Annotated in this window: 24 protein-coding genes and 1 tRNA gene; 20 read left to right on the top strand and 5 right to left on the bottom strand. The window is 35.8% G+C overall.

Features of this window, described 5'->3' with window-relative positions:
• Nucleotides 1-732 precede the first annotated feature (732 nt).
• The 10 genes from FJQ98_RS23040 (at nt 733) to FJQ98_RS22995 (ending at nt 7,397) form a co-directional block, all read left to right on the top strand.
• Nucleotides 733-903: a hypothetical protein gene (locus FJQ98_RS23040; RefSeq protein ID WP_241774658.1), complete on the top strand. Its 171-nt coding sequence runs from the start codon at nt 733-735 to the stop codon at nt 901-903.
• Nucleotides 904-1,138: 235 nt separating this feature from the next.
• Nucleotides 1,139-1,375, top strand: coding sequence for a glutaredoxin family protein (locus FJQ98_RS23035; protein ID WP_053597185.1), 237 nt, complete (start codon nt 1,139-1,141; stop codon nt 1,373-1,375).
• A gap of 167 nt (nt 1,376-1,542) precedes the next feature.
• A complete protein-coding gene (locus tag FJQ98_RS23030; RefSeq protein WP_053597184.1) occupies nt 1,543-2,148 on the top strand; it encodes a MarR family winged helix-turn-helix transcriptional regulator in 606 nt (201 codons plus the stop codon).
• Nucleotides 2,149-2,383: 235 nt separating this feature from the next.
• A tRNA-Cys gene (locus FJQ98_RS23025) sits at nt 2,384-2,455 on the top strand.
• A gap of 32 nt (nt 2,456-2,487) precedes the next feature.
• A complete protein-coding gene (locus FJQ98_RS23020; RefSeq protein ID WP_053597183.1) occupies nt 2,488-2,751 on the top strand; it encodes a type III PLP-dependent enzyme domain-containing protein in 264 nt (87 codons plus the stop codon).
• Nucleotides 2,752-3,029: 278 nt separating this feature from the next.
• On the top strand, nt 3,030-4,277 hold the full coding sequence (locus FJQ98_RS23015) for a serine hydroxymethyltransferase (RefSeq protein WP_053597182.1): 1,248 nt from the start codon (nt 3,030-3,032) through the stop codon (nt 4,275-4,277).
• A 13-nt stretch (nt 4,278-4,290) separates the two neighbouring features.
• Entirely contained in the window at nt 4,291-5,598 is a 1,308-nt protein-coding gene (gene hemL, locus FJQ98_RS23010) for a glutamate-1-semialdehyde 2,1-aminomutase (protein ID WP_053597181.1), read from the top strand.
• Between the two features lie 8 nt (nt 5,599-5,606).
• Nucleotides 5,607-6,824 (top strand): cysteine desulfurase, encoded by a 1,218-nt coding sequence (locus tag FJQ98_RS23005; protein ID WP_053597180.1) that lies wholly within the window; start codon nt 5,607-5,609, stop codon nt 6,822-6,824.
• A 113-nt stretch (nt 6,825-6,937) separates the two neighbouring features.
• Nucleotides 6,938-7,168: a bifunctional hydroxymethylpyrimidine kinase/phosphomethylpyrimidine kinase gene (locus tag FJQ98_RS23000; RefSeq protein WP_053597179.1), complete on the top strand. Its 231-nt coding sequence runs from the start codon at nt 6,938-6,940 to the stop codon at nt 7,166-7,168.
• Nucleotides 7,140-7,397, top strand: a complete 258-nt coding sequence (locus FJQ98_RS22995; RefSeq protein ID WP_053597178.1) for an aminotransferase class III-fold pyridoxal phosphate-dependent enzyme — start codon at nt 7,140-7,142, stop codon at nt 7,395-7,397. Before FJQ98_RS23000 ends, FJQ98_RS22995 begins: the two co-directional genes overlap by 29 nt.
• Nucleotides 7,398-7,404: 7 nt before the next feature.
• Here FJQ98_RS22995 and FJQ98_RS22990 read toward each other — a convergent pair whose 3' ends face one another.
• Nucleotides 7,405-8,301, bottom strand: coding sequence for a LysR family transcriptional regulator (locus tag FJQ98_RS22990; protein WP_053597177.1), 897 nt, complete (start codon nt 8,299-8,301; stop codon nt 7,405-7,407).
• 189 nt (nt 8,302-8,490) lie between these two features.
• Between FJQ98_RS22990 and FJQ98_RS22985 the strand changes: the two genes are divergently transcribed.
• Both FJQ98_RS22985 and FJQ98_RS22980 read left to right on the top strand, forming a co-directional pair.
• On the top strand, nt 8,491-9,201 hold the full coding sequence (locus FJQ98_RS22985; RefSeq protein WP_241774657.1) for an MOSC domain-containing protein: 711 nt from the start codon (nt 8,491-8,493) through the stop codon (nt 9,199-9,201).
• Between the two features lie 675 nt (nt 9,202-9,876).
• Entirely contained in the window at nt 9,877-10,839 is a 963-nt protein-coding gene (locus FJQ98_RS22980) for a tRNA dihydrouridine synthase (RefSeq protein WP_053597218.1), read from the top strand.
• A gap of 206 nt (nt 10,840-11,045) precedes the next feature.
• Here the strand turns inward: FJQ98_RS22980 and FJQ98_RS22975 are convergent, their stop codons facing one another.
• Entirely contained in the window at nt 11,046-11,324 is a 279-nt protein-coding gene (locus FJQ98_RS22975; protein ID WP_053597176.1) for a GNAT family N-acetyltransferase, read from the bottom strand.
• A 351-nt stretch (nt 11,325-11,675) separates the two neighbouring features.
• On the opposite strand from FJQ98_RS22975, the gene FJQ98_RS22970 reads away from it, so the two are divergent.
• The 4 genes from FJQ98_RS22970 (at nt 11,676) to FJQ98_RS22955 (ending at nt 16,220) form a co-directional block, all read left to right on the top strand.
• Nucleotides 11,676-12,383 (top strand): response regulator transcription factor, encoded by a 708-nt coding sequence (locus tag FJQ98_RS22970; RefSeq protein ID WP_053597175.1) that lies wholly within the window; start codon nt 11,676-11,678, stop codon nt 12,381-12,383.
• A complete protein-coding gene (locus FJQ98_RS22965) occupies nt 12,377-13,405 on the top strand; it encodes a sensor histidine kinase (RefSeq protein WP_053597174.1) in 1,029 nt (342 codons plus the stop codon). Before FJQ98_RS22970 ends, FJQ98_RS22965 begins: the two co-directional genes overlap by 7 nt.
• 114 nt (nt 13,406-13,519) lie before the next feature.
• A complete protein-coding gene (locus tag FJQ98_RS22960) occupies nt 13,520-14,284 on the top strand; it encodes an ABC transporter ATP-binding protein (protein ID WP_053597173.1) in 765 nt (254 codons plus the stop codon).
• Nucleotides 14,274-16,220, top strand: a complete 1,947-nt coding sequence (locus tag FJQ98_RS22955) for an ABC transporter permease (protein ID WP_053597172.1) — start codon at nt 14,274-14,276, stop codon at nt 16,218-16,220. The genes FJQ98_RS22960 and FJQ98_RS22955 overlap by 11 nt, the downstream gene beginning before the upstream one ends.
• 230 nt (nt 16,221-16,450) lie before the next feature.
• Here the strand turns inward: FJQ98_RS22955 and FJQ98_RS22950 are convergent, their stop codons facing one another.
• On the bottom strand, nt 16,451-16,654 hold the full coding sequence (locus FJQ98_RS22950) for an alpha/beta-type small acid-soluble spore protein (protein ID WP_053597171.1): 204 nt from the start codon (nt 16,652-16,654) through the stop codon (nt 16,451-16,453).
• A 183-nt stretch (nt 16,655-16,837) separates the two neighbouring features.
• Between FJQ98_RS22950 and FJQ98_RS22945 the strand changes: the two genes are divergently transcribed.
• The 3 genes from FJQ98_RS22945 (at nt 16,838) to FJQ98_RS22935 (ending at nt 18,874) form a co-directional block, all read left to right on the top strand.
• Nucleotides 16,838-17,332 (top strand): YehS family protein, encoded by a 495-nt coding sequence (locus FJQ98_RS22945; protein WP_053597170.1) that lies wholly within the window; start codon nt 16,838-16,840, stop codon nt 17,330-17,332.
• Between the two features lie 264 nt (nt 17,333-17,596).
• Entirely contained in the window at nt 17,597-17,791 is a 195-nt protein-coding gene (locus tag FJQ98_RS22940; protein ID WP_053597169.1) for a hypothetical protein, read from the top strand.
• Nucleotides 17,792-18,190: 399 nt separating this feature from the next.
• Complete coding sequence (locus tag FJQ98_RS22935) at nt 18,191-18,874, top strand: hypothetical protein (protein WP_053597168.1); 684 nt, start codon at nt 18,191-18,193, stop codon at nt 18,872-18,874.
• Nucleotides 18,875-19,051: 177 nt separating this feature from the next.
• Here the strand turns inward: FJQ98_RS22935 and FJQ98_RS22930 are convergent, their stop codons facing one another.
• Entirely contained in the window at nt 19,052-20,746 is a 1,695-nt protein-coding gene (locus tag FJQ98_RS22930) for a methyl-accepting chemotaxis protein (protein ID WP_053597167.1), read from the bottom strand.
• 405 nt (nt 20,747-21,151) lie between these two features.
• Here FJQ98_RS22930 and FJQ98_RS22925 point away from each other — a divergent pair, with 405 nt between their 5' ends.
• Nucleotides 21,152-22,033, top strand: coding sequence for a copper amine oxidase N-terminal domain-containing protein (locus tag FJQ98_RS22925; RefSeq protein WP_053597166.1), 882 nt, complete (start codon nt 21,152-21,154; stop codon nt 22,031-22,033).
• A 133-nt stretch (nt 22,034-22,166) separates the two neighbouring features.
• Here the strand turns inward: FJQ98_RS22925 and FJQ98_RS22920 are convergent, their stop codons facing one another.
• Nucleotides 22,167-23,138, bottom strand: a complete 972-nt coding sequence (locus tag FJQ98_RS22920; protein ID WP_053597217.1) for a M23 family metallopeptidase — start codon at nt 23,136-23,138, stop codon at nt 22,167-22,169.
• Nucleotides 23,139-23,282: the final 144 nt, after the last annotated feature.

The following is a 23,282-nucleotide window of genomic DNA, read 5'->3' as shown; positions in this document are numbered from 1 at the left end:
CTTGGTTTGGGTTTGTGTCCACTTGAGGTAGGACCTTACCTAAGATTAAAGTATCTAGATCAACCAGAAGGTAATACGGGAACAGTCATCCTTTAATTTTAGATGTTGTGAGGATTTACACTTATACTACTATGTACTTAGTTAAAGGAACAACAGTTGAAGACGAATAAGAAAAATAGGATCGATTTCACTAAAATAGGAACCGAGCATATAAAATTAAACCCACCAGCACCTCATGTGTTGCCGCATACACTCCACACATTGTGAAGCGGTAGCTTGGTTGGAGTTGGTATAATAGAAAAGCAGTTGATATAGAAAAAATCTATACCATCTGCTTTTTTGTTTAACTTCTTTCAGCGGGTGTCCAAGCATCCGCTGAAAGAGGAACTCAGGCTAAGAGCTTCACATCCTGTGAAAACGCCTGAGTGACCAACATCGTGTTGGCCCAAAGCCTCCGGCGGATTAAAAATACCATTCAGGACCGATTTTCGTTAAAATAAATAAGCTACTAAACGAAAATGAATAAGGAATAGAGACAGAAATAAGGCACTTCCTGTTCAAAATTGAACAAGAAGTGCCTTATTTTTATCTGAAAAAGGTTCGCTTTTATGAAAACGTAAGTTTTTCAGTGCCCTCAGGAACCTCTGGGGTGTTTTTTTAAAAAGTGTTCAACTTGTAATTGCAATTTAGGTCTTTTTTTGTGTGCCTAAAAATGAAGAATAGATGTGAAATATGGCTGGATTAACATTGGGAAGTTTATTTGATGGAATCGGGGTATTTCCTCAAACTGGTTCTCGTTACGAAATTATTCCAACATGGGCAAATGAAGTAGAGAAAGCGCCTATTTTTATTACAAAAGTTATCGGAATTATGTTTTTTCTTCCACCCTATGTGTCCCATTAACATCAATTGGTTCATTAATCCGACTATTGTTAATCGACCATCTAGATAATTTTTGTGAATTCTTTTGATTGTTAAATAAAACATAACTTCGATATAAACTGATAATGCTTTTGAAAAACTCAATTAGTTTTACCTATGGATACTATAGGTAATTTGATATTGTTTACTTTTATGGCACTTTCTATAATTTAAATTAAGTAGCAATGCTACAAAAAAGTATAGGAGATGATGGTAAATGTCAAAAGCAATTTTTTATCATGCGGGTTGTCCAGTTTGTGTAGATGCGGAGCAAATGGTTCTTGATTATCTTGATAAATCAAAAATTACTCCGGAAGTAGTGCATCTTGGCACTGATCAAAATCGTATTGAAGAAGCAGAAAAGGTTGGAGTAAAATCAGTCCCAGCATTGGTGATCGGTGAAAATGTATATCATATCAATCTTGGTGCAAGTTTAGCTGATGTTAAGGGATAAGTTCTAAAAGAAGGTGCTGTTTGGGCACCTTCCCCTTTGTTCAATAAGGTTTATTAAAACATGCCTTTAATTAATCTTTTTACCACATATAATAAATAGAGAAACCTATATTATGCTTCATAGCATAATCGTTTTGATAAATTAAGTGTGGAAAGGTATGAAATGTTATGATGTTCGATTCCCAATATCGAAAAGATAATCGATCCGCAAGAATGAGCATGGCTTTATTCCGAATCTCGCAGGCAATCAAAAAAATGACACAGGCGGAAAGTGATGCACTCGGATTATCACCTGTACAAACTCAAGGACTATTATTTGCTGCGTATACTAGAAGTGATATGGCTACAGTGGGGAATTTTGCTAGTACAATCGGTACAACACATGTAACAGCAGTTAAAATACTGAATAGATTGGTAGAAAAAAAACTAATTTATAAAATACAAAAGGCAGATGATAGACGTGTGACCCTAATTTCTTTAACTGAAAAAGGACAAAAGGTCATTTCTAACCTTGATGACTGGGAGCAATCATTAGAGGATGCACTACAGTCTCTACCTGAAAATGTCTTGTCACATTTAGAACTCGGACTTGGATCTGTTGTTTCTACTTTACAGAAAAAAGGACATTTAGTTGTATCAGAACCTTGTTTAGGTTGTATTTATTTTCGCCCAAGTACTGGAGAAAAAACTGCACCGCATTATTGTCAGTTAATACAAAAATATTTAACCCATGAAGCCTCACTTAAAGAGTGTCCTGAACATACGGCTTTTTAAAAGTGAAAAGAAAAAATTGGTGAAAAGAGTTTTACTTGGGGAGTTTTGTAATTATTCTATACTCATAGGGAATAACCATCATAATAAAATAATCATAAAAATAAGTAATGATGGAATTTTAATTAAAGATTCACTAATAATGATAGGTAAAACCAATGATTGTTAGTAAAATATAGAGATTGAACTTATGATTTAAAGTGGGTAATATCGAATATAACGCAATACACTTACTTATGGGAGTATAGCCAAAGTGGAAAGGCGAAGGTCCGCAAAACCTTATATTCTGGTTCGAATCCAGATACTCCCTAATAATTCCTTTTAAAGAAATGAGGAAGTAAAATGAATTTTTTGTGGATTGAGACTACTGATGATAAAGAGACTAGAGAATGTTTTCGTCTCCTAAAGTCAATTCAACAACAGGGTATTGATCAAAATTATCCTGGGGTTGAAATGGATATACTGTCGATGGGTATGTCTGGTGATTTTGAGATAGCCATAGAAGAAGAGGCAACGCTTGTTCGAGTAGAAACTGCAATATTTGGAAAAAGAGAGTACCCTGACAGTTATTATTGGAATGAACAATTACGAATAATTAGAGATTAATTTAATAAGTAGTTAAGTTACATTAGTAAATGTCCAACAAATAGAATTCTCAAGATGTCCCTCTCGTTGTTAAGAATAACAATGAGATTTTTTAATCCACCTTACAGTAAAAAAATACAGAATATTAGATCATTAATGTTGAACTTGCATATTAAGATTGCAATGAAAAGAGTAGCTAGTGACTGATTTTCTATATGAAATAATTTATAAAATTGAATTTTAAATTAAAAATGAAAAATTACTATGTAATGAAGTTATACATCAGGGAGGAAATGTAAATGGAGAATTTGTTTAAAGAAGACCCTGCTATAGCAAAAGCAATTCGGCAGGAGCTATATCGACAGCACAATAAAATTGAATTGATTGCTTCGGAAAACTTTGTTAGTGAAGCTGTTATGGAAGCGATGGGTACAGTCCTAACAAATAAATATGCGGAAGGCTATCCTGGACAAAGATATTATGGAGGTTGTGAGCATGTTGACATAGTAGAAGAATTGGCTAGAGAAAGAGTTAAAGGTTTATTTGATGCAGAACATGCCAATGTACAGCCGCACTCAGGTTCGCAGGCTAATGCAGCAGTTTATTTTGCAGCTGTAAATCCAGGAGATACGATTTTAGGCATGAATTTATCACACGGTGGTCATTTAACACATGGAAGTCCCGTTAATTTCTCTGGTCAGCTATATCATTTTGTTTCTTATGGTGTCGACGAACAAACCCATCTAATAGACTATGATGAAGTGAGGAAACTTGCCCATGAACATAAACCTCGAATGATTGTAGTGGGAGCAAGTGCTTATCCACGTACAATAGATTTCGAAGCTTTTTCTGAAATTGCTAAAGAGGTAGATGCGTTATTTCTTGTAGATATGGCTCATATTGCTGGCATTGTTGCAGCTGGTTTACATCCAAACCCTGTACCACATGCTGATTTTGTAACAACGACAACACATAAAACACTGCGAGGTCCAAGGGGAGGAGTCATTTTATGTAAGAAATCCTGGGCACAAGCAATTGATAAAGCAGTCTTTCCAGCTATTCAGGGTGGACCGCTTATGCATATGATTGCTGCCAAAGCGATAGCATTTAAAGAAAATTCCTCCTCTGAATTTAAACAATATATGAAAAATGTACTTCAGAATGCAAAAGTATTAGCTGAAGCATTGATAGCAGAGGGTTTAAATGTTGTATCGGGAGGTACTGACAATCATCTTATCCTCTTAGATCTGCGCAATATTAAGATCACTGGAATGGATGCACAACTACTACTTGATGAGATTGGCATCACGGTAAACAAAAACGCAATTCCATTTGATCCGACAAGTCCACAAATAACAAGTGGAATTCGTCTTGGTACGCCAGCCATAACTACAAGAGGAATGGGACCAAGTGAAATGATAGAGATAGCACGTATTATTTCACAAGCATTGAAGAATCCACAAGATTCAACATTAATCAAACTACTTAGTGATGAGGTCAAAGAAATAACTTCGGGGTTCATTTTATATGAGCGGAAGATTCATTGAGAGGGGAAAATAAATGAATACAAAAAGAGTGGATTCTTACTCCAAAGCATTATTTGAACAAGCAAAAATTGTGATTCCTGGAGGAGTGAACAGCCCGGTACGTGCATTTTCGTTGGTTGACTCTCCCCCTGTTTTTATTACAGAAGGTCGAGGATCTCACATATTTGATGTTGATGGAAATGAATTTATTGATTATATATGCTCATGGGGACCTTTGATACTTGGGCATGCCCATCCAACAGTGGAGGAAGAGATACAGAAGGCAGTAAGAGATGGATCAAGCTTTGGATTATCTACTGAGATTGAAGTGAAAATGGCTAAATTAATATGTGAAATTGTTCCATCCATTGAAATGGTACGTATGGTGAACTCTGGAACAGAAGCTATAATGAGTGCGTTACGTTTAGCAAGGGGATATACAAGGCGGCAAAAAATTGTGAAATTTAAAGGTGGCTATCATGGACATGCTGACGCTTTGTTAATCAAGGCAGGTTCTGGGGTGGCCACATTAGGATTGCCCGATAGTCCGGGGGTACCCAATAATGTCACTATTGATACTATTACAGTACCTTATAACAGTATGGAGAGTATCCGTCATACCTTTGAACAATTTGGGGAACAAATCGCAGCTGTTATTGTCGAACCAGTTGCAGGAAATATGGGAGTTGTTCCTCCAAATCCTGGATTTCTCCAAGGGTTACGTGAGATTACCAAACAGTACGGTAGCTTGCTTATCTTTGATGAAGTAATGACTGGTTTTCGCGTAGACTATCATGGGGCACAGAATCTATACGGAGTCGATCCCGATATTACCTGTTTAGGAAAGATTATAGGAGGGGGATTGCCTGTGGGAGCTTATGGAGGTAAACGTGAAATCATGGAGCAAATTGCACCCGCAGGACCTATTTATCAAGCAGGTACATTATCAGGGAATCCACTTGCAATGTCAGCTGGATATAGAACTCTACGGTTACTTGAGCAGATTGAAATCTATGATGATTTGGAAAGAAAAGCGGCTAGACTAGAAGAAGGCTTCAAACAAAATGCTGAATTGACAAATGTGCCATTAAAAATTAACAGGGTAGGCTCCATGCTTTCTACCTTTTTTACAGAACAAGAGGTTGTTGATTATGAAACAGCTAAGAGTTCGGATATGCAAGTTTTTAAAAAATATTATACGAGTATGCTGAATTTTGGAATTCTGACGGCCCCTACACCTTATGAGGTGATGTTCATATCGGCAGCACACTCCGATGAAGATATTGAAGATACAATCAAGGCTCATTATCAAGCACTTAGTAATGTCAAAAGTATAGGGTGAGAATAATAATGGAATCGATCAATATGCAAAAACAATTTCCGATACTGAATCAAAAGATTCATGGGTATCCGTTGGTTTACTTAGATAACGCAGCATCAACACAGAAACCGCTCCAAGTCATTGAATCATTGCAACAATACTATGAACAAGATAATGCTAATGTACACAGAGGAGTACATACGTTAAGTTCACGTGCTACAGATGCTTATGAAGGAGCACGGAAGAAAGTAGCTAATTTCCTTAATGCAGAGACGGAAAAAGAAGTTATCTTCACTCGTGGTACGACATCTTCTATAAATCTAGTAGCTAGTAGCTATGCAAGGGCTGTCTGCAATGAAGGGGATGAAATTGTGATCTCCGCAATGGAACATCACAGTAATCTGCTTCCTTGGCAACAAGTGGCAAAAGCAACGAAAGCTAAATTAAAACATATCCCACTCCAAAATGATGGAACATTTTCTATTGGAGATGCTGAGAAAGCAATTACTAGCCACACGAAAATTGTAGCCGTTTCGCATGTTTCTAATGTATTGGGAATTGCTAATCCAGTGAAGCAAATGGCTGCAATTGCTCATAAACATGGCGCTGTCATCATGGTGGATGGTGCACAAAGTGTCCCACATATAAAGGTAGATGTTCAGGATTTGGGCTGCGATTTCTATGCCTTTTCAGGTCATAAGATGTGTGGACCAACTGGTATTGGAGTGTTGTACGGAAAAAAGCAATTGCTTGAGAAAATGGAACCGATTGAATTTGGAGGAGAAATGATCGATCATGTTGATTTACATGATGCATCTTGGAAAGAATTGCCGTGGAAATTTGAAGGAGGAACTCCAATTATTGCAGGGGCAATTGGTTTAGGTACAGCTATCGATTTTCTAGAAGGAATAGGATTAGATACGATAGAGAAGCACGATAAACAATTAACTAGCTATGCGGTAGAACGAATGAAACAAATTGAAGATGTGACAATGTATGGACCTGATGATGGACGTTTTGGGTTGGTTACGTTTAATTTAGGCAAAGTTCATCCGCATGATCTAGCCACGGTTCTCGACACTTATGGTATAGCAATACGCGCTGGGCATCATTGCTGCCAACCATTAATGCGACACTTTGAAGCTAGTGCTACGGCACGTGCCAGCTTTTACTTATACAATACAGAAGAAGATATCGAACGATTCATTTTAGCACTAGAGAAAACGAAAGAGTTTTTTAAAAAGTGATTTTATTTTAATATCCGCGTAAATACACTCTATTTCGATGGATGGGTAAACACTAGGTCACAAATTAAAGACAAAGAAAATTCAGATTCATAAACAAGAGAGGATTTGATTATATGTGGGTACCTAGAGCTTTATCAATAGCGGGTTCTGCTGCAAGAGGAGGTGCTGGGATTCAAGCTGATATAAAAACTTTCCAGGAGATGGGTGTGTTTGGTCTAAGTTCTGTCACTGGTATTGTTGCATATCATCCATTTACCAATCAAAATGTGTTTCCTATAGAATTAAGTGCTATTGAAGCACAGGTATATACAGCGCTTGACAGATCAACTTCAGCACTATCCTAGTGTACAAAATATAAGAGGGCTTGGTCTCTTAATTGGTATTGAATGCCGCGAACCGATTTCCCCAATAATTCAAGAGCTGCTGCAACAAGGACTGCTCGTACTTACTGCGGGAACCCATGTAATTCGTCTGGCACCGAGTTTATTAATTACTAAAGAAGAAATTGACCAAGCCGTTGACCTCATTGAAAACGCGCTGGAAAGTATTGAAAAGAAAGAAGATTATTCCTGATAAAACTCTAGTTAAAGCGTTCACCTTTAATTGTTTTAATCAATTGGTCCATAAAAACACGACTAGCAGCACATAAATGTTTGTTCTTTCGATAGGCAATGCCAATCTGTGTGGTGATTACCGGATCTTGAATAGGAATCGTTTTAATATGAATATTGTCAATATAATCTAAGTAAGCTTTTGGTAGTATCGTAACACCGACGCCTTTGCTTACCATTTGAATGATAGATTCCATCGTCGTCATTTCAAGTACTGGTTTGGGTGCGAAATTCATTAAGCGACACTGTTCGTTAACAACTTGTCGTAGAAAATAGGTTTCAGGTAATAAAATAGATGGTGTCTCTTTCAAAACTTGAAGTGATACACACACCTCTTTTGCAATGATGTGATCTATAGGTGCAGCAAAAGCAAGATCTTCTTTATAGAGCGGAATAGCTTCTAGGTCTTCATGTTCCAACGGTAAAAAAACGATACCCAAATCCAATTCATTTTGTAATAGTCCTTTGTAAATATCTCCAGTTCGTAACCCTTGTACAGAAAGTTCTACATTGGGATAAGCATTGTGAAACCTGATAACTGTTGGGGAAAGCAAATAATTAACAACTGTGAGTAGGGAGCCTATTTTGAGCGTACCCCTCTCTAATCCCTGAAGCTCGCTAATTGCAGCACGTGCCTGAGAAATTTCATGAAAAACATTGTAGCTGTGATGGAGCAATGTTTTACCTGCATCAGTAAGTATATTTTTTTTGCCAATACGATCAAATAAAGGCATCCCAACTTCATGTTCTAACAAGCTAATTTGTTGACTAAGAGAAGGTTGGGCAATACCTAGTTTCTCCGCCGCACGTGTAAAATGCAGCTCTTGACATAGTACGATAAAGTATTCCAATTGTTTTAGTTCCATCGAATTTCCTCCTAAGTATTTATATGTATAATGATAGGTTTTAACTATCATTATACACTAATTTATTATATATTTCTAATAGACGGAATTTTTGGGAGAAAATGGTTTAAATATTTAAGTTTATGCATTACCATCTTAAAATTGCTGAAATATGAATCAAAATTAATTTTAAAAAGGAGTTTGATATCGGTGAGTCAACCTGTGATAGATAAAATAATGGTAGGAAGGCCACAAACATTCGGAAATAAAGATGCAAAACATCCAATGGATCGTGAGTGGACCACTGGAATTGTAAAATATCCAGTTAAAGGGAAGATTTGGGCAGGGAAAACAAATCTTGGAGGGGATGGACAAGCAGATCTTAAGCGACATGGTGGACCAGAAAAGGCAATTTTTGTCTATACGGTTTCTCATTATGATTATTGGCAAAAAAAATTACAAAGGCCAGACTTTTCCGTCGGTGCATTTGGTGAAAACTTAGCTGTTAAAAACATCAATGAAGATGATTTATGTATCGGTGATGTATTTCATATTGGTGGGGCTGTCGTTCAAGTTTCGCAACCAAGGCAACCATGTTGGAGACCAGCAAGACGCTGGAAGATAAAAGATTTAGCTTTACAAATACAACAAGAGGGCTTAACGGGATGGTATTTTCGTGTTCTTAAAGAGGGGGAGATACAAGCAGGAGATTATCTCCAACTTCAAGAAAGACCATTCCCTGAATGGACTGTGGCTAAATGCAATGATGTTATGCACAATAAAAAACATGATTTAGAATTAGCAGCTAGACTTGCTGCTTGTGAACTCCTAGCACCTAACTGGCGTAATACGTTATCTAAACGTGCAGAAGGTAAAGGAAAATTGGATATTCGTAATCGTGTAATCGGTCCAAATGAATAATCATGATGTTAAAGACTACAGTGATTTGGCATTGCTGAAAATAATGCGAATTCATCTGCAAGTATAGAAGAATTATCTTCAAGCTCTTTGCAAATTATGGAAGCTACGAGGGGTATTTCTTTTATTTCTCGAGAATCAGTTGAAATGAATTAGCGATGATGAATTAAATACAATGCAAAAACTAGTTCAAGAAGAGAGGATCTTGTAGATTAAAAAAATAATGCAGAAAAATTACTTTCTTCATTAAATCATGATGTCGAAAATAAGATTGGTGTAGGTATATAAACATCTTCAGATTTATAAGTTGAATTTAAATGAAATATAAAAAGCAGACGGTTTAGAAATGGTGATATTGCACCTCTAATTCGTCTTTTTTTCATTATTTCACAGTTCAACGATTGGCTAGTCTCACTTCATTGTGAAGCGATAGTATAATAGAAAAGCAGTTGAAATCTATAGCATCTGCTCTTTTGTTTATAAAAATACCATTCAGGACCGATTTTCGTTAAAATAAATATTGCCGATTTTCACAAATTATAAATGTCCAAATGTACTTGTATTTGATAATCAGTTATTAAGCATGATATAAGTGTAAAGGAAGTGGAACATTCGGCTTTATATTTTTTGACCGAGAGTTTGAAGTTGTATCCATAGTGAGAGGATTTGAGTTTGAAAATGATAGATAATTTTTGGCGTGATTTACCACGACCATTTTTTGTACTTGCACCAATGGAAGATGTGACGGATGTTGTTTTTCGTCACGTAGTAAGTGAAGCCGGACGACCGGATGTATTTTTCACAGAGTTTACAAACTCGGATAGTTATTGTCATCCAGAGGGCATGAAAAGTGTGCGTGGCCGTTTGATTTTTACAGAAGATGAACAGCCAATGGTGGCACATATTTGGGGAGATAATCCCGAATATTTCCGTCAAATGAGTATGGGCATGGCAGAGCTAGGATTTAAAGGCATCGATATTAATATGGGCTGCCCTGTACCGAATGTGGCAACGAGAGGGAAAGGCAGTGGCCTTATTCTGCTTCCAGACGTTGCGGCAGAGCTTATTCAAGCAGCAAAAGCGGGCGGACTGCCTGTCAGCGTGAAAACACGACTTGGCTATAACGATGTAAATGAGTGGGAGGAGTGGCTATCGCATATTTTAAAACAGGATATTGCGAACCTTTCTATTCATTTACGTACAAGAAAGGAAATGAGCCAAGTAGATGCGCATTGGGAGCTAATTCCGGAAATCAAAAAATTACGTGACCGTATCGCACCAAATACGCTACTAACAATCAATGGAGACATTCCTGACCGTCAAACTGGGCTGCAGCTTGCTGAACAATATGGTATTGATGGCGTTATGATCGGGCGAGGTATTTTTAAAAATCCTTTTGCTTTTGAAAAAGAGCCAAAAGAGCATAGCAGTAAAGAGTACCTTGATCTTTTAAGGCTGCAGCTTGATCTTCAAGATCAATATGCGGAAGTACTGCCACGTTCAATCACAGGGCTTCATCGCTTTTTCAAAATTTATGTCAAAGGATTCCGTGGAGCTGGTGAATTAAGAAATCAATTGATGAACACGAAATCAACAGATGAAGTGCGTGCATTGCTTGATAACTTTGGAAAAGAATGTTGATGGGACGGGGACAATGAAATGATGTAACTCTTCAAATGTTAGAGAAAAAATGAATCACATCAACTCATGTGTACTTACCCTTGTGTTGCCACATACACTTTGCACATGTGGAGTGCTGTTCACTGTTAGTACTAAAGGACAATTAAATAGGATGTATTGGTGGAAATAGCAAGAGGGGCAATGAACCCCTCTTTTTTGTTTCCTACCTAATTTAGTTTTGTAAAGTACCTTATCTCTTCTTTGTCCATATAAAGGCCAACAGATTCGTATAGAGATAAGGCTGATTTATTTGTAGTTAATACCATGAGAATAGCTTTTTGTAGCTGATGAGACTTAAGATATCTCAAAGCTTGTGTAAGCAAATACTTGACAATACTGCGCTTTCTCCATGGTTCACGGACAAAAACGTCCTCTATTACACTGTGGTTATCTTCTTGCCATGCCATCAGTCCACCAACAATAGCATCTGTTTGACGTATGACCATGGAAGGTTAGCTATGCGAGTTTCCCTTAATAAATTTGCCTTTTGATTTCATGTGTTTATTCGCAAAAAAAACTGCGCACGTTATCAATATTATTGTGGGCCACCCAATTTGCAATATTCTTTTCCTTTAAACCAGCTTCAGAAAGTGATTTACTACTGTAGCTTTCTCCGATTACATAATGATCACTAGTTTTATCTATTTCTCAATCTCCTTCTTTATTGATACTATTTATACATTATATATTATAAAATGGTATTATATGTAACATGTTGTTAGTGTTCCTAAGTATGATTCTTTAAATAACTCTTTCTCAAAATTTCTGTTATCCATCGTATAAAAGGAGAGTCAACTATGTACAAACTTATGCTTATTGAAGACGATACTGAATTAAGTGCGCTTATTCAAGAAAACTTGGAGCGCTATGGGTATACTGTTGTACAGCCTGAAAACTTTTTGAATATAGAGAATGAGTTTACGAGAATTAAACCTGATTTAGTTTTATTGGATATTAATTTACCTTATTATGATGGCTATTATTTATGTAGGGCTTTTCGTAAGCAGTCGAATGTGCCAATTTTAATTATTTCTGCTCGTAATCAAGAGCTAGATCAGATTATGGCTATTGAACTTGGGGCTGATGACTATATTACGAAACCATTTACGTCTGAAATGCTGCAATCGAAGGTGAAGGCGACGACTAGAAGAGTTTATGGGGAATATGCAGCAAAAGGACAAAATCTTACGTGTGTTGGTCAGCTATGTATTGATGCCGATACACTTGTTCTAACTTTCCACGAGAAAAAGATTAACCTTAGCAAAAATGAATTTAAATTAATGAAAAAATTAATAGATAATAAAAATTCATTTGTATCGAGAGAAGAGCTAATCGAGGAAGTGTGGGACTCGATTACATTCGTAGAGGATAATACATTAACGGTTAATATGACGAGAATAAAGCATATACTATCTGAATTAGGATTTGATGATGTAATCAAGAGCAAAAGAGGAGTAGGGTATATGTTTCACTATTCTAATTCTACGAGGGGTTCGCAATGTTAAAGCATATTTTAATAAAATTCTTAAAAGATCGGTTGCTACTAATCATGTTTTATTTAATAAATATGATTTGCGTTATGACCTTTTTTCATCTAAATGAACCGGCAAATGATGAAATTTTTTATCCATTATCGATAGGATTATTTTTATTAACTGTGTATTTAGTAATTGATTGGCTTAACTACTATCAAACGAATAAAGCAATTGAGCTTATGTTAAGAGGACAATTTGTCGAAATACAACCATATACAGAGGAACAGAAGGCGTTTTATCAATTGCTAAAGAAAAATATAAGTGAACACACTCGAAAATATAATACAATGAAGGAACAGAAAAATGAAAGTCTATATTTTTTATCCCATTGGATGCACTTTTTAAAAACGCCTGTTTCTGTAATAGAACTGATTATTAGTAAAGGAAAAACAGAGGAAACTACTGTCCTTTTTGAAAAAATTCAGCGAGAAAACAAACGAATACATACTTCAATAGAGCAAGCGTTAACGATGGTGAGAATGGAAAGCTTTGAAACCGATTTGGACATAACTGCAGTTGATTTACTTACTACGTTGAGAAAAGTCATTAATGAGCGAAAAAGGGAATGTATTTACCATTCTATATTTCCGGTCATCGAATTTAATGAAGAAGAAGCCTTTGTTGTTACTGATGTAAAATGGAACACAATTTTATTGGACCAAATCATTTCCAACGCTATTAAATATTCAAGCTTAAAAAGCGGGAAGAAACAGCTTGTTTTCAAAATTGAACGTTTCGAGGAATACATTATATTATCTATTATTGATGAAGGGATAGGCATGCATTCTTATGATATCGATAGAGTATTTCAACCATTTTTCACAGGAGAAAATGGGAGAAGAACGCCCAATTCCACAGGTATCGGACTTTATATTAGTAAAAAAATAGCAGACAAGCTTGGGCAACCGATTACTATACAATCTGAAGTGACGAGAGGTACAACTGTAACGATTCGATGGCAAGCGACAGAAAATCATTTGTCTCAAGTATAGAGCGTAGAACCAAACCTTACAGAGTTGTAAGGTTTTTTTAGTGAATCAAATTTTTTTATAGCCACTTGTAATTTAGAATGGTATTCAATACCGATTTCCATGGAGGGAAGAATAATGGTTATTTTAGATGCGAGAAATATAGTTAAAATATACGGAGAGTCAGGGGAAGAAGGTTCCACGACGGCACTGGGCGGAATAAGCCTATCAATGAAAAAGGGTGAGTTTGTAGCCATTATGGGACCATCTGGAAGCGGAAAAACAACATTACTTAACATATTAAGTGGAATTGATAAGCCAACCTCTGGTGAAGTTGTAATTGAAGACAAAGCTATAAGTGAAATGGGTGCTGATGAATTAGCATTGTTTCGCCGACAACAATTAGGATTCGTCTTCCAAGAGTTTAATCTTTTAGATAGCCTAACGGTAAAAGAAAATATTATGTTACCAATGATCCTGGAAAAGAAAGGCGCAGCTGAAATGGAGGAGAAGGTAAAAAGTTTATCTAAGCTTTTTGGGATTGATATAATCTTGAATAAATATCCCTATAACGTATCGGGTGGACAGGGGCAGCGTACGGCTGTTAGTAGAGCCTTAGTTAACGAGCCTAGTATTATCTTTGCCGATGAACCCACGGGAAACTTGGATTCGAAAACATCAGAAGTAATTATGGAATGCTTTGAAAAGATTGTTCAAGAGCTTGAGGCAACCATTCTTCTTGTGACTCATGATGTCTTTGCAGCTAGCTATTGTCAAAAAGTAATCTTTATAAAAGATGGTGTTATTCATTCTTATATTGTGAAAAAGGGCAATAAGAAAGAATTTCTCAATCAAATCATTGATAATCTAGCCGTCTTAGGGGGAAGAGCCCATGACATTTAAGCAAGTTGTATGGAAAATGGCAAAGGTGCATTATAAAAAATATCTTTTATACTTGGTCTGTAATAGCTTTGTCGTTATGTTTTTCTTTATGTTTTCTACCCTCTATTTCAATGAGCAAATCGAACAAGTTAAAAAGCTGGAATCTCTGGATTATATGTTGAATGTACCAGGAATTGCCCTGATCGTTTTTACGATGTTTTTCATTACCTATGCACATGGTATTTTTATCAAAAGAAGAAATAGCGAGTTTGGGCTATTCATAACGTTAGGGATGACTAATCGCGATATTAGCAAACTATTACTATTAGAGAATGCCCTTATTGCTTTTCTTTCTATAGTAATTGGGCTTCTTTCAGGGGGCATATTTTCGCGGCTATTCTTTTTACTTCTCATGAATAGTGTGGGCTTAGAGGAAATTACTTTTCAGTTAAATAGCAAGATGTTTTACTTTCCCATTATCATTTTCATCATCATTTACTTTTTTGCCATAGGTAAATCACTTTATCTGATATTAAAACGAAATCTTCTACAAAGCTTAAAAAGCAATAAGGTTGCGGAATCATTTAAATTAAAAAGTCCGAAGCTTGGAGTGCTTGGACTTGTTTTGGTTATTGGATCAGTCCTAGGGCTTTTTATTACGTATATTGGTCCACATGCTGGTGAATTTCTATATATTTGGTTCACAATAACGACTGTAGGTTTATATCTTTGTCTCTCTCAGTTTATGAGTTTTTTTTTAGAGCTAGCGAAACAAAATAATGAATTTTATTATCAACGATTATTGTTATTGACGAGTATAGACTATAAATTTAAGCAACTCACCTCTATATTAATGATGGTGACAATGATGATCATGATAACCACCTTGTACAGTACTATCATATTATCCACGTATACGTTAAATGAAAAGGAAGTGTTGAATCAAAATCCTTTTGATATAGCATTCCTCCAACCGAAAACGAAAGATAATTTGTCTATAGGTGAGTTCGATGCAGTATTAAATAATGAAGAAAATCCTGTTCAAAAGCATATAGTAATTCCATTGTTTTCTTACTATGAGAAAACGTATGATGGTTGGTATAACCTTTATAACATAATGACAGTGGATCATTTTAATGCATTAACTTCTAGAGAGGTAATATTACAAGGGCGAGAATATCTTCGTTATTTGAACGTAGAACCAGCGTATGCAGGGGATGTGAAGGAAGACATTCAGGAATGGACAATTCCAAGTAGAGAAGGCGATATCACTTATTCACTAAAAAAATCTATTATTGAAAGTAATATTAATTCTCTTTTGGGTGTTTCAGATTTTATTATTGTCAGTAATTCCGAATTTGAGTTTCTTAAAGCGAATGTAAATGGTTTTGCATCGAACCTTCATTTAATTAATGTTGTCAGCTGGAAAGAGACAACAAAGGCAGTTGAGGACTTAGAGGAAAGATATAGCAATGAAAAGATCCCACCAATTGTAGATGTTAGAGGAAAGAATGTATCACAAGAGAACTCATTCAAAATTGCCTCTAAAATAGGGAGCCATTATCGTAATATCCATTCTAATGGTATGTTATTCTTTGTCATGACTTTTTTGAGTATTATCTTCTTTTTTGGTTCCTTTATTTTATTATATTTAAATCTTTTTTCAGAGATCGATAAAGAACAAGCGAAGTATCAAAAACTTTTTAATATAGGGATTACTGCAACAGAAGTAAAGCGAATGATATCTAGGGAGATGACAATCATATTCTTTATCCCAACACTAGCAGGCATGGGCTTAGCCTTTCTATATGTTATTTCTATGGCAAATGATGTAGGTGGTGTCATAAGGAATCCAGAAATACTATTACAGTTCTTTAGCGTTTCAGGAATTTATCTTATCATTCAAATAGGATTTTATCTATATGCCAGGAGGAAGATGTTTTCCCATTTAACTTAGCTTTGATGAGATTGAAAGAACGTATGAGCAAAGTCAGGCAGATCAAGAAAATTGGACAGCAACAATGTAAATAATAAACGAGAGGGTTGAGCTTTTGTGAAACAAATAGATGATTCGATGTTAAAATTCATACAGACAATGAATAAATATCTTCAAGAAATAAAATAATGAAAACACGAAAGAACGAATTCCAATCAAAGGGATTCGTTCTTTTTTCTTTTTATTTTTAATTATAATAAACCTTTTGAACGTTTTTCAGCCATTTCTACGAGGCGTTTTGTAATTTCTCCTCCGACTGAACCGTTTGCACGAGAAGAAGCTTCTGGCCCTAACTGTACATTAAATTCTTGTGCAATTTCATATTTCATCTGATCTACAGCCTCTTGTACACCAGGTACGAGAAGTTTATTTGAGCTACGATAATTGTTAGCCATTTTTCTCACCTCCTTGTGATTAGAATGGTCGAGAGTTTACTTTTAATACATTTAAAAAGAAGGAAATGCGCAGTCTAAATACTGTAGGAATTTCAGAAAGTAGCTAAAAAAGTACTGCTCTCTGTTATAATTAAGCCTGGCTTTTTATATTTGGCTTTAATAGTACATAAAGGAGGTTTTTAAATGACGAATAATGATATTTTAATTCGTTTAAGATATGCGTTAGATATTAAAAATACAGAAATGGTTAAAATTTTTAAGCTAGGTGGCATGGACTTTACGAAGGAAGAAGTATTGAACATGCTTATTAAAGTTAATGATGAGGAAGAAGCACCTGAAGAATACATCAAATGTAATAATAAAATGGTAGAGGCTTTTTTAAATGGATTTATTACATTTAAACGAGGTCCTCAAAAGCCTAAGCCTGGTCAGCCGGAAGGACCACTACCTGTTTCAGGAAAAGAGAGTCCTAATAATATGCTATTAAAGAAAGTGAAGATAGCGTTATCCTTAACGAGTGAGGAGATGCTCGATATTTTATATGATGGAGGCGTTAACGTTTCGAAAGGCGAATTAGGTGCCATTTTAAGAAATCCAAGTCATCGTAACTATAAAGAATGTGGCGATCGCTTTGTGAGAAATTTTTTAAGAGGGCTGACAGATAAATATAGAGATTAAAAACACTCTCTTTGAATTGTCAAGAGTAAATTTTGATGAAAAGCTAATGAATTAATAATTAAAAAGCAGCTACAATTTTGTAGCTGCTTTTTTGGTGAAGTAATTTGCGTAGAAATCTCTTTTTAGATAAAAATATTCTACAAAAAGCACTTTTTTCTTATTTGAATGTTGTTGACAATTTGTGACCAAAATGTGTACAATGAAATTGACATAAAGTTGTCACAAAGAGGTAAAATAAATGTTCACGAACAGAGGGGTGCTTTTATGTTTGGTTTAAACATTTTATTAGTTGCTATCGCATGTGTTACTATTCCACTTGTTGTTGCTTCAGTGATGTTAGACATTTTTTATGCAGAAAAGAAAAAAGTTCGCTTTTCATTACGCCGTACATCTATGTGGTATTCCTGTATGTTTGCTTTATCATTCATACCGTCAGTCTTATTCATGACACTAAAATAAATAACTATCTTTAATAAGAATAATCATTTAGGGGTAATTGATTATTTTAAATTATAGTAGCAGCTACAACGTTTAAAATTGCGTTGTAGCTGCTTTTGGCTTTCTGAAGGGAATATTGTGTTAATCTGAGGAGACAATCAGAAGGTTTTTTAAGCTTATTAATGCTGTGGCAAGCAACTGATTTTGTTCCTTAGACAATGTTGGACGCAATGAAGAATTAATGGGAGCAATCAAATTGAGGACATTACTAACATGAGAGCATTGATTTTCAGTGTCCTTATGTTTTTTTGTTGCATAATTCCCACATAAATTAAGAATGAAAAGATAATCGTTAGAATAAAATTTCTATTAATATGGATGAATTTTTCCTATCGAATTCTTTTTGAGGGTGGGATACGGATGAAAACCTTTTTTCTCTTATTTCTAGGGACAATCTATTTATTATTAGCAGATGCAGTCGAGACAGCTATATTTAGTAGGGTTTATTTTTTAATTGGTTTAGGGCTAGTAATAGCAGGAGTTATTCGTTATGTTAAAAAACGACATATATTTATCAGCAGGTTAAACGAAATGAAAGACGCAAGTGAAGAGGAGCTAATGGCTATCCCTCATACACATTGCATCATATCAAATGATTGCTTAAGTGCTTTATTATTAAATGAGCCTACAAATACTCTTTTTTTTGCGAGCAGAGAAGATTTGGATGAGGAACTGATAAAAAAAGAAATCTTATTCAATAAAATATATGAAGTTGCTATAGTAGAGGACGAAATGTATATTGCAAGAACTAGTAATAACTTAATAAGTGGTTCATTACTGGGGGAAGATCAGGACATCGAAGAGGAATTAGATGAAGAGGACCCTGAGTATAATACGGTGTCTCAATTGACGTTGAAAATTGTAGCTGATAATTTATCTGACCCTATTCTGGAATATGTTTTTATGGATAACGATGAGCCTATATCAAGAGAAGAGGATGATTATCAAGAGGCGCTAGAGTTATGTGAGGAATGGTTTCAGAAGATCAGTGTAATTATAAAACGTTCTGAACTTGAAAGAGTACCAATTAGACATTGCCAATAAAATCTTTAAGTAGAAACGAAAGCTATCTCGAACGTAATGTCGAGATAGCTTTTTCTGGTAGAGATTATAAATGATCAGGTCACGGCTCGAACTGCTAAGGTGAGCCGAAGAAGTGATCAGGCGCCATCTAAAACCGAGTGGATCAACCATACGTTATGGTGATGAGCTACTTGTGCTTTAAATTTTAAATTGCTGTAATTGGATGTTTAGCTCTCCAGCCATACTAGCGAGCTGATTTGCACTCTTTGAGATTTCTTCCATAGTAGCAGCTGTTTCCTCTACAGTAGCGGTTGTTTGTTCTACACCAGCTGCAGACTCTTGTGTAATAGAAGCCATTTCATCAACAGAGGCATTGATGGACTCGGAGTTTTGAGCAACTTTATTTAAGTTTCCTGAAATGGTATTGATGTTAAGAATCATATCCTCAACAGCTTCCGAAATTTGTTCAAATGTTTCATTTGTTTGATTTAGTTGTGCTGTTCCTTTTTTTACTTCCTCATAGCCTGATTGTAGGGCAGATGTTACATTGCTAGTTTCACCTTGAATACGGTTGACGATTGTTGAAATGTCAGTGACAGAGAATTGGACCTGTTCTGCAAGCTTACGAACCTCATCGGCTACAACTGCAAAGCCTTTACCATGCTCTCCTGCACGAGCTGCTTCGATGGCAGCATTTAAGGCCAGTAAATTTGTTTGATTTGAAATATCGTCAATGACTGAAACAAGCTTGGAAATTTCAGCAGATTGCTCATTTAAGCCTTCAACTTTTTTCACGGAATCTAAAACAATCTCATTAATAGTTGCCATTTGGTGTGTTGATTGTACCATTAAGCCTTTACCTGTAGTTGTTAAATTTTGTACATGACCTGAATGCTCTTTTAATTCAATGCCTTCCTGTGTTGTTTCATGGATACTGCGCTGGAAAGAAACCATTGTTTCGGCTAAATCTCCTGCTGTGGATGCTTGTGTTTCTGTGCCAGAAGCTAGCTCCTGCATAGTCACTGTAATTTGTTCTGTACCTGATTGTACCTCATTAGAAGATTGAGCAAGTTCTTCGCTACTAGCTGCAACTTTTTCGGAAACAGCATGAATAGAGCTTATCGTTTGTTTTAATTTTTCATTCATATCATTCGCTGAAAGCATTAATTGACCAATTTCATCACGGTGAGTTATTGGAAGTAGCTCATGTTGCAGATTACCATCTGCTAATTCACTCATGCGCTTTGAGACAATCGTAATAGGCTTAGAAATTTTGCTAGCAGTGACAATGGCGATTAGGATACCTGCAATTGTTAATACAATACTAACAATCATTCCAATTGTTTTATTTCTTAAACTTGTTGATACTACGTCATCTCCTACCTCAGTAATGGCGTCTGAGCGTTTGTTGGCCATTTCTTCATAACCAATACGAACTTCAGTTACAAGATTATTTATAGCAGTTAAATTTTTTAATGCTAATTCTTTATCGCCCTTTTTATAAACATCGAATACTTCGGTATTTACGCGATCGCTCCACGTACGTGCCATTTCTACTAGCGTCGCACGCTCAGGAGTATTTTCGTACTTCTCAACAATACTATTGCTTTCTTCCGCAATTTTACGATATTCATTAAAAGTTTCTATGTATTTTTCATCACCCGATTCAACATAGCTTAAAGCCGCAGATAGACGAACACTCATAGACATTGCTAAATTTTTACTTGCAGTTAAGACAATTAAATCTTCATTCACTAAACCTTCTGCTTGTTTTTCCATCTTAGTATTGGAAATGTAAGTATAGGTTGTAAAACAAACAACTAATACTATCAAAAGAAGAAATGCACTTAAAATTCGGGCTTTAAGTGTTTTAAACTGAAAAATACCTTTCATCTTTTCCCATCCTTTTATTGTTCATTTTAATGTAGAACTGTGAAAAATTGTTATAGTACAAATATATTTTATAACTAATTCTATATATACATAAGCCCTTTTAATGGGAAAATTTAAAAATGGTTTTTTAGTACAATAACAAATCATGGTTATTAATTATAGGTAGTTAAATGTATATGTCTAAATAGAAATTCTAATTTTTTTTTAATAACTTTATGTATTTATACCTAACTTAATGAAAAAGCACTTGTTGTAAAATTAATCCCCATAAAGTTTATCTAATAAGTTCATAAAAAGCTTTTATATTGTTTTTTCCTTCATTATCCATATTTTCTGTTTGAATGGTATAATATATTTAGCATTCAATTGTTTCGCAAACAATACAATTCTAGGGGGAAAGATAGTATGAACAAATGGTTCAAAATAATGGGCTTCGTGATACTTGTGAGCTTTATTGGCAATACTCCAGCACATGCGGCTTCTTCGACGTCTCTTTTTGTCAACGGTCAAGCTGAGTATGACTTTATTACGGTTGAAGGACGAACTATGGTTAAATTAAGGTCTCTGAGCGACCCGGCATGGCCTGTGCTCGCTTATGATCCTAAGACTGGTATCGTCACGATTCAAAATAAAGATAAGAGTAAGAAAGTACAGCTTGTGGCGGGAAAAAAAACAGCAACAGTTAATGGGAAAACGATAAAATTAGACGCTGCAGTAGTAAATAAAAACGGTATCACTTATGTACCGATTCGTTTCATTAGCGAGACACTTGGCGGTTATGTCTATTACAATAACAAAGATAAACGGGTTATTGTCCGTACACCTGCGGGTCAGGAAGAATACGATATACTGATGCACGGGGATCTCACGAAGGCGCGTCATATTGCGCTCGGACTAGAAAAACTCACAGAGGGAGCGCCACCTCTTCATGCTGGAGAAGGGTATAATTACTTCCATTACACGTTTCCAGAAGGAGAAGCATTGCGTTTCACGCTGGATCTCGCCGGCTATAGCGATTCTTATTATGAAGTGAATAATGAAGGTCTGGCAGTCATTAAATGGCAGAAGGATGATGTGGCTGAACGAGAGTGGGGAGCGAAACCAACCTTTAAAAGCTATGTTTATTTCTTGGACGAGTATATGGGTGGCTTATTTACTTATGGAATTGTAGACGCTCAGGGCAAAGATACGGAGCTGGGAAAATTCAGTCAGGAAAATTGCAACAACAACAATTGCAACAAACTAGTTCTAAAAATTGAAGGGGAGAAACGGACAGATCAGAGGTAGAAAGCTTGTGGTAGATTAGCGACTGAGCTCGGCTAAAAAAACATAGAAGTTTTAGAAATTACCGGATATATGTAGCAAAAAAGAAGGATGGATAAAGTCAATTTTATCTATCCTTCTTTTTTGTGTGCAACATTTAATTACTGTTTTGCTTTGCTTTTTTTGCTAGTCGTTCCCATTGTAATAATGATGGATATGGATCAAATGCCCATTCTGTACGTCCATTGAATTTGTAGATGCCATAGTGAAGATGAGGTGGGAATTTTCCGGATGTCCCTTCTTTACCATAGCCAGAGCTGCCAACATAGCCGAGAACAGTTCCTGGCTCGACAAGGTCTCCAACTTCAATTTTCTTATGATAGCTACCAAGATGGGCATAATAATGATAAGAGTTATGATTGTCTCGAATTCCTATACGCCAACCACCAAATTGGTTCCATCCCTTTACTTCCACTACTCCATAAGAAGTAGAAAGTACTGGAGTACCATAGCTAGCGAAAATATCTGTCCCTTCGTGAATACGGCGTCCACCCCAGCCTCTGTTATCTCCCCATGTACCACGATAACTGTAATCATAATTAGGTGGGACTGGGAACGTGTGAGCATCAAGCTCAGTTGTTTTAAAATGTTTATACATTTTGGAAATGGTGAAAATTTGATTTACGGCTTGCTCAGTTCCGTAATATTCCCATAAAGCTAATTTAAAGTCTTCATCAGTTGTCCCAAATTTACTTAAAAAACTAGCCATGGAGAATATTATATCAACATCATCCTTTGGACTGGCAACTCCATCACCATTACCATCTAGCCCCATTCCTCCAAAATAACTAATTGTTTCTGGGACGGTATCATCTTTTACAGGATTTAAAGCACCTGACCAATATTCATCGGAAAATTGAATGGCAATGATACTATCGCGTTTTGGGATATCTTTACGAACCGACTGCAAATTGCGTTCATATTGGTCAATTGCTGCTAAGAAGTGCCACGGAATTAGTAATTCGTCAAATTGTACGTAATAGGCCATACGTTGCTGCACAATTTCTTCTTGCGTGAGTTCTTCCTTTGCTAAAGCAACGTTGGGGAGAGTAAAACTGCATAATAGCATCCATGATAAAAGGAATATAAAATGGCGATGGCGATTCAATAAAGGACCTCCTTTCTAACGTTAGAATAACCGAATTTTTTATCTTCATTCAGCACTTTTTGTGGGAAAACGAAGCGGTAGAAATGAGTAATTTATGTAAAAAAA

Source organism: Lysinibacillus agricola (genome assembly GCF_016638705.1).
Lineage (GTDB): Bacteria > Bacillota > Bacilli > Bacillales_A > Planococcaceae > Lysinibacillus > Lysinibacillus agricola.
The sequence above is the reverse complement of the archived record's forward strand: the minus strand, read 5'-3'. Positions and strand labels throughout refer to the sequence as shown.

Coding starts and splice junctions, on each gene's coding strand:
- FJQ98_RS23040 (WP_241774658.1), top strand. CDS start 733: ATGGCTGGATTAACATTGGGAAGTTTATTTGATGGAATCGGGGTATTT.
- FJQ98_RS23035 (WP_053597185.1), top strand. CDS start 1,139: ATGTCAAAAGCAATTTTTTATCATGCGGGTTGTCCAGTTTGTGTAGAT.
- FJQ98_RS23030 (WP_053597184.1), top strand. CDS start 1,543: ATGATGTTCGATTCCCAATATCGAAAAGATAATCGATCCGCAAGAATG.
- FJQ98_RS23020 (WP_053597183.1), top strand. CDS start 2,488: ATGAATTTTTTGTGGATTGAGACTACTGATGATAAAGAGACTAGAGAA.
- FJQ98_RS23015 (WP_053597182.1), top strand. CDS start 3,030: ATGGAGAATTTGTTTAAAGAAGACCCTGCTATAGCAAAAGCAATTCGG.
- hemL (WP_053597181.1), top strand. CDS start 4,291: ATGAATACAAAAAGAGTGGATTCTTACTCCAAAGCATTATTTGAACAA.
- FJQ98_RS23005 (WP_053597180.1), top strand. CDS start 5,607: ATGGAATCGATCAATATGCAAAAACAATTTCCGATACTGAATCAAAAG.
- FJQ98_RS23000 (WP_053597179.1), top strand. CDS start 6,938: ATGTGGGTACCTAGAGCTTTATCAATAGCGGGTTCTGCTGCAAGAGGA.
- FJQ98_RS22990 (WP_053597177.1), bottom strand. CDS start 8,301: ATGGAACTAAAACAATTGGAATACTTTATCGTACTATGTCAAGAGCTG.
- FJQ98_RS22980 (WP_053597218.1), top strand. CDS start 9,877: ATGATAGATAATTTTTGGCGTGATTTACCACGACCATTTTTTGTACTT.
- FJQ98_RS22975 (WP_053597176.1), bottom strand. CDS start 11,324: ATGGTCATACGTCAAACAGATGCTATTGTTGGTGGACTGATGGCATGG.
- FJQ98_RS22970 (WP_053597175.1), top strand. CDS start 11,676: ATGTACAAACTTATGCTTATTGAAGACGATACTGAATTAAGTGCGCTT.
- FJQ98_RS22965 (WP_053597174.1), top strand. CDS start 12,377: ATGTTAAAGCATATTTTAATAAAATTCTTAAAAGATCGGTTGCTACTA.
- FJQ98_RS22960 (WP_053597173.1), top strand. CDS start 13,520: ATGGTTATTTTAGATGCGAGAAATATAGTTAAAATATACGGAGAGTCA.
- FJQ98_RS22955 (WP_053597172.1), top strand. CDS start 14,274: ATGACATTTAAGCAAGTTGTATGGAAAATGGCAAAGGTGCATTATAAA.
- FJQ98_RS22950 (WP_053597171.1), bottom strand. CDS start 16,654: ATGGCTAACAATTATCGTAGCTCAAATAAACTTCTCGTACCTGGTGTA.
- FJQ98_RS22945 (WP_053597170.1), top strand. CDS start 16,838: ATGACGAATAATGATATTTTAATTCGTTTAAGATATGCGTTAGATATT.
- FJQ98_RS22940 (WP_053597169.1), top strand. CDS start 17,597: ATGTTTGGTTTAAACATTTTATTAGTTGCTATCGCATGTGTTACTATT.
- FJQ98_RS22935 (WP_053597168.1), top strand. CDS start 18,191: ATGAAAACCTTTTTTCTCTTATTTCTAGGGACAATCTATTTATTATTA.
- FJQ98_RS22930 (WP_053597167.1), bottom strand. CDS start 20,746: ATGAAAGGTATTTTTCAGTTTAAAACACTTAAAGCCCGAATTTTAAGT.
- FJQ98_RS22925 (WP_053597166.1), top strand. CDS start 21,152: ATGAACAAATGGTTCAAAATAATGGGCTTCGTGATACTTGTGAGCTTT.
- FJQ98_RS22920 (WP_053597217.1), bottom strand. CDS start 23,138: ATGCTATTATGCAGTTTTACTCTCCCCAACGTTGCTTTAGCAAAGGAA.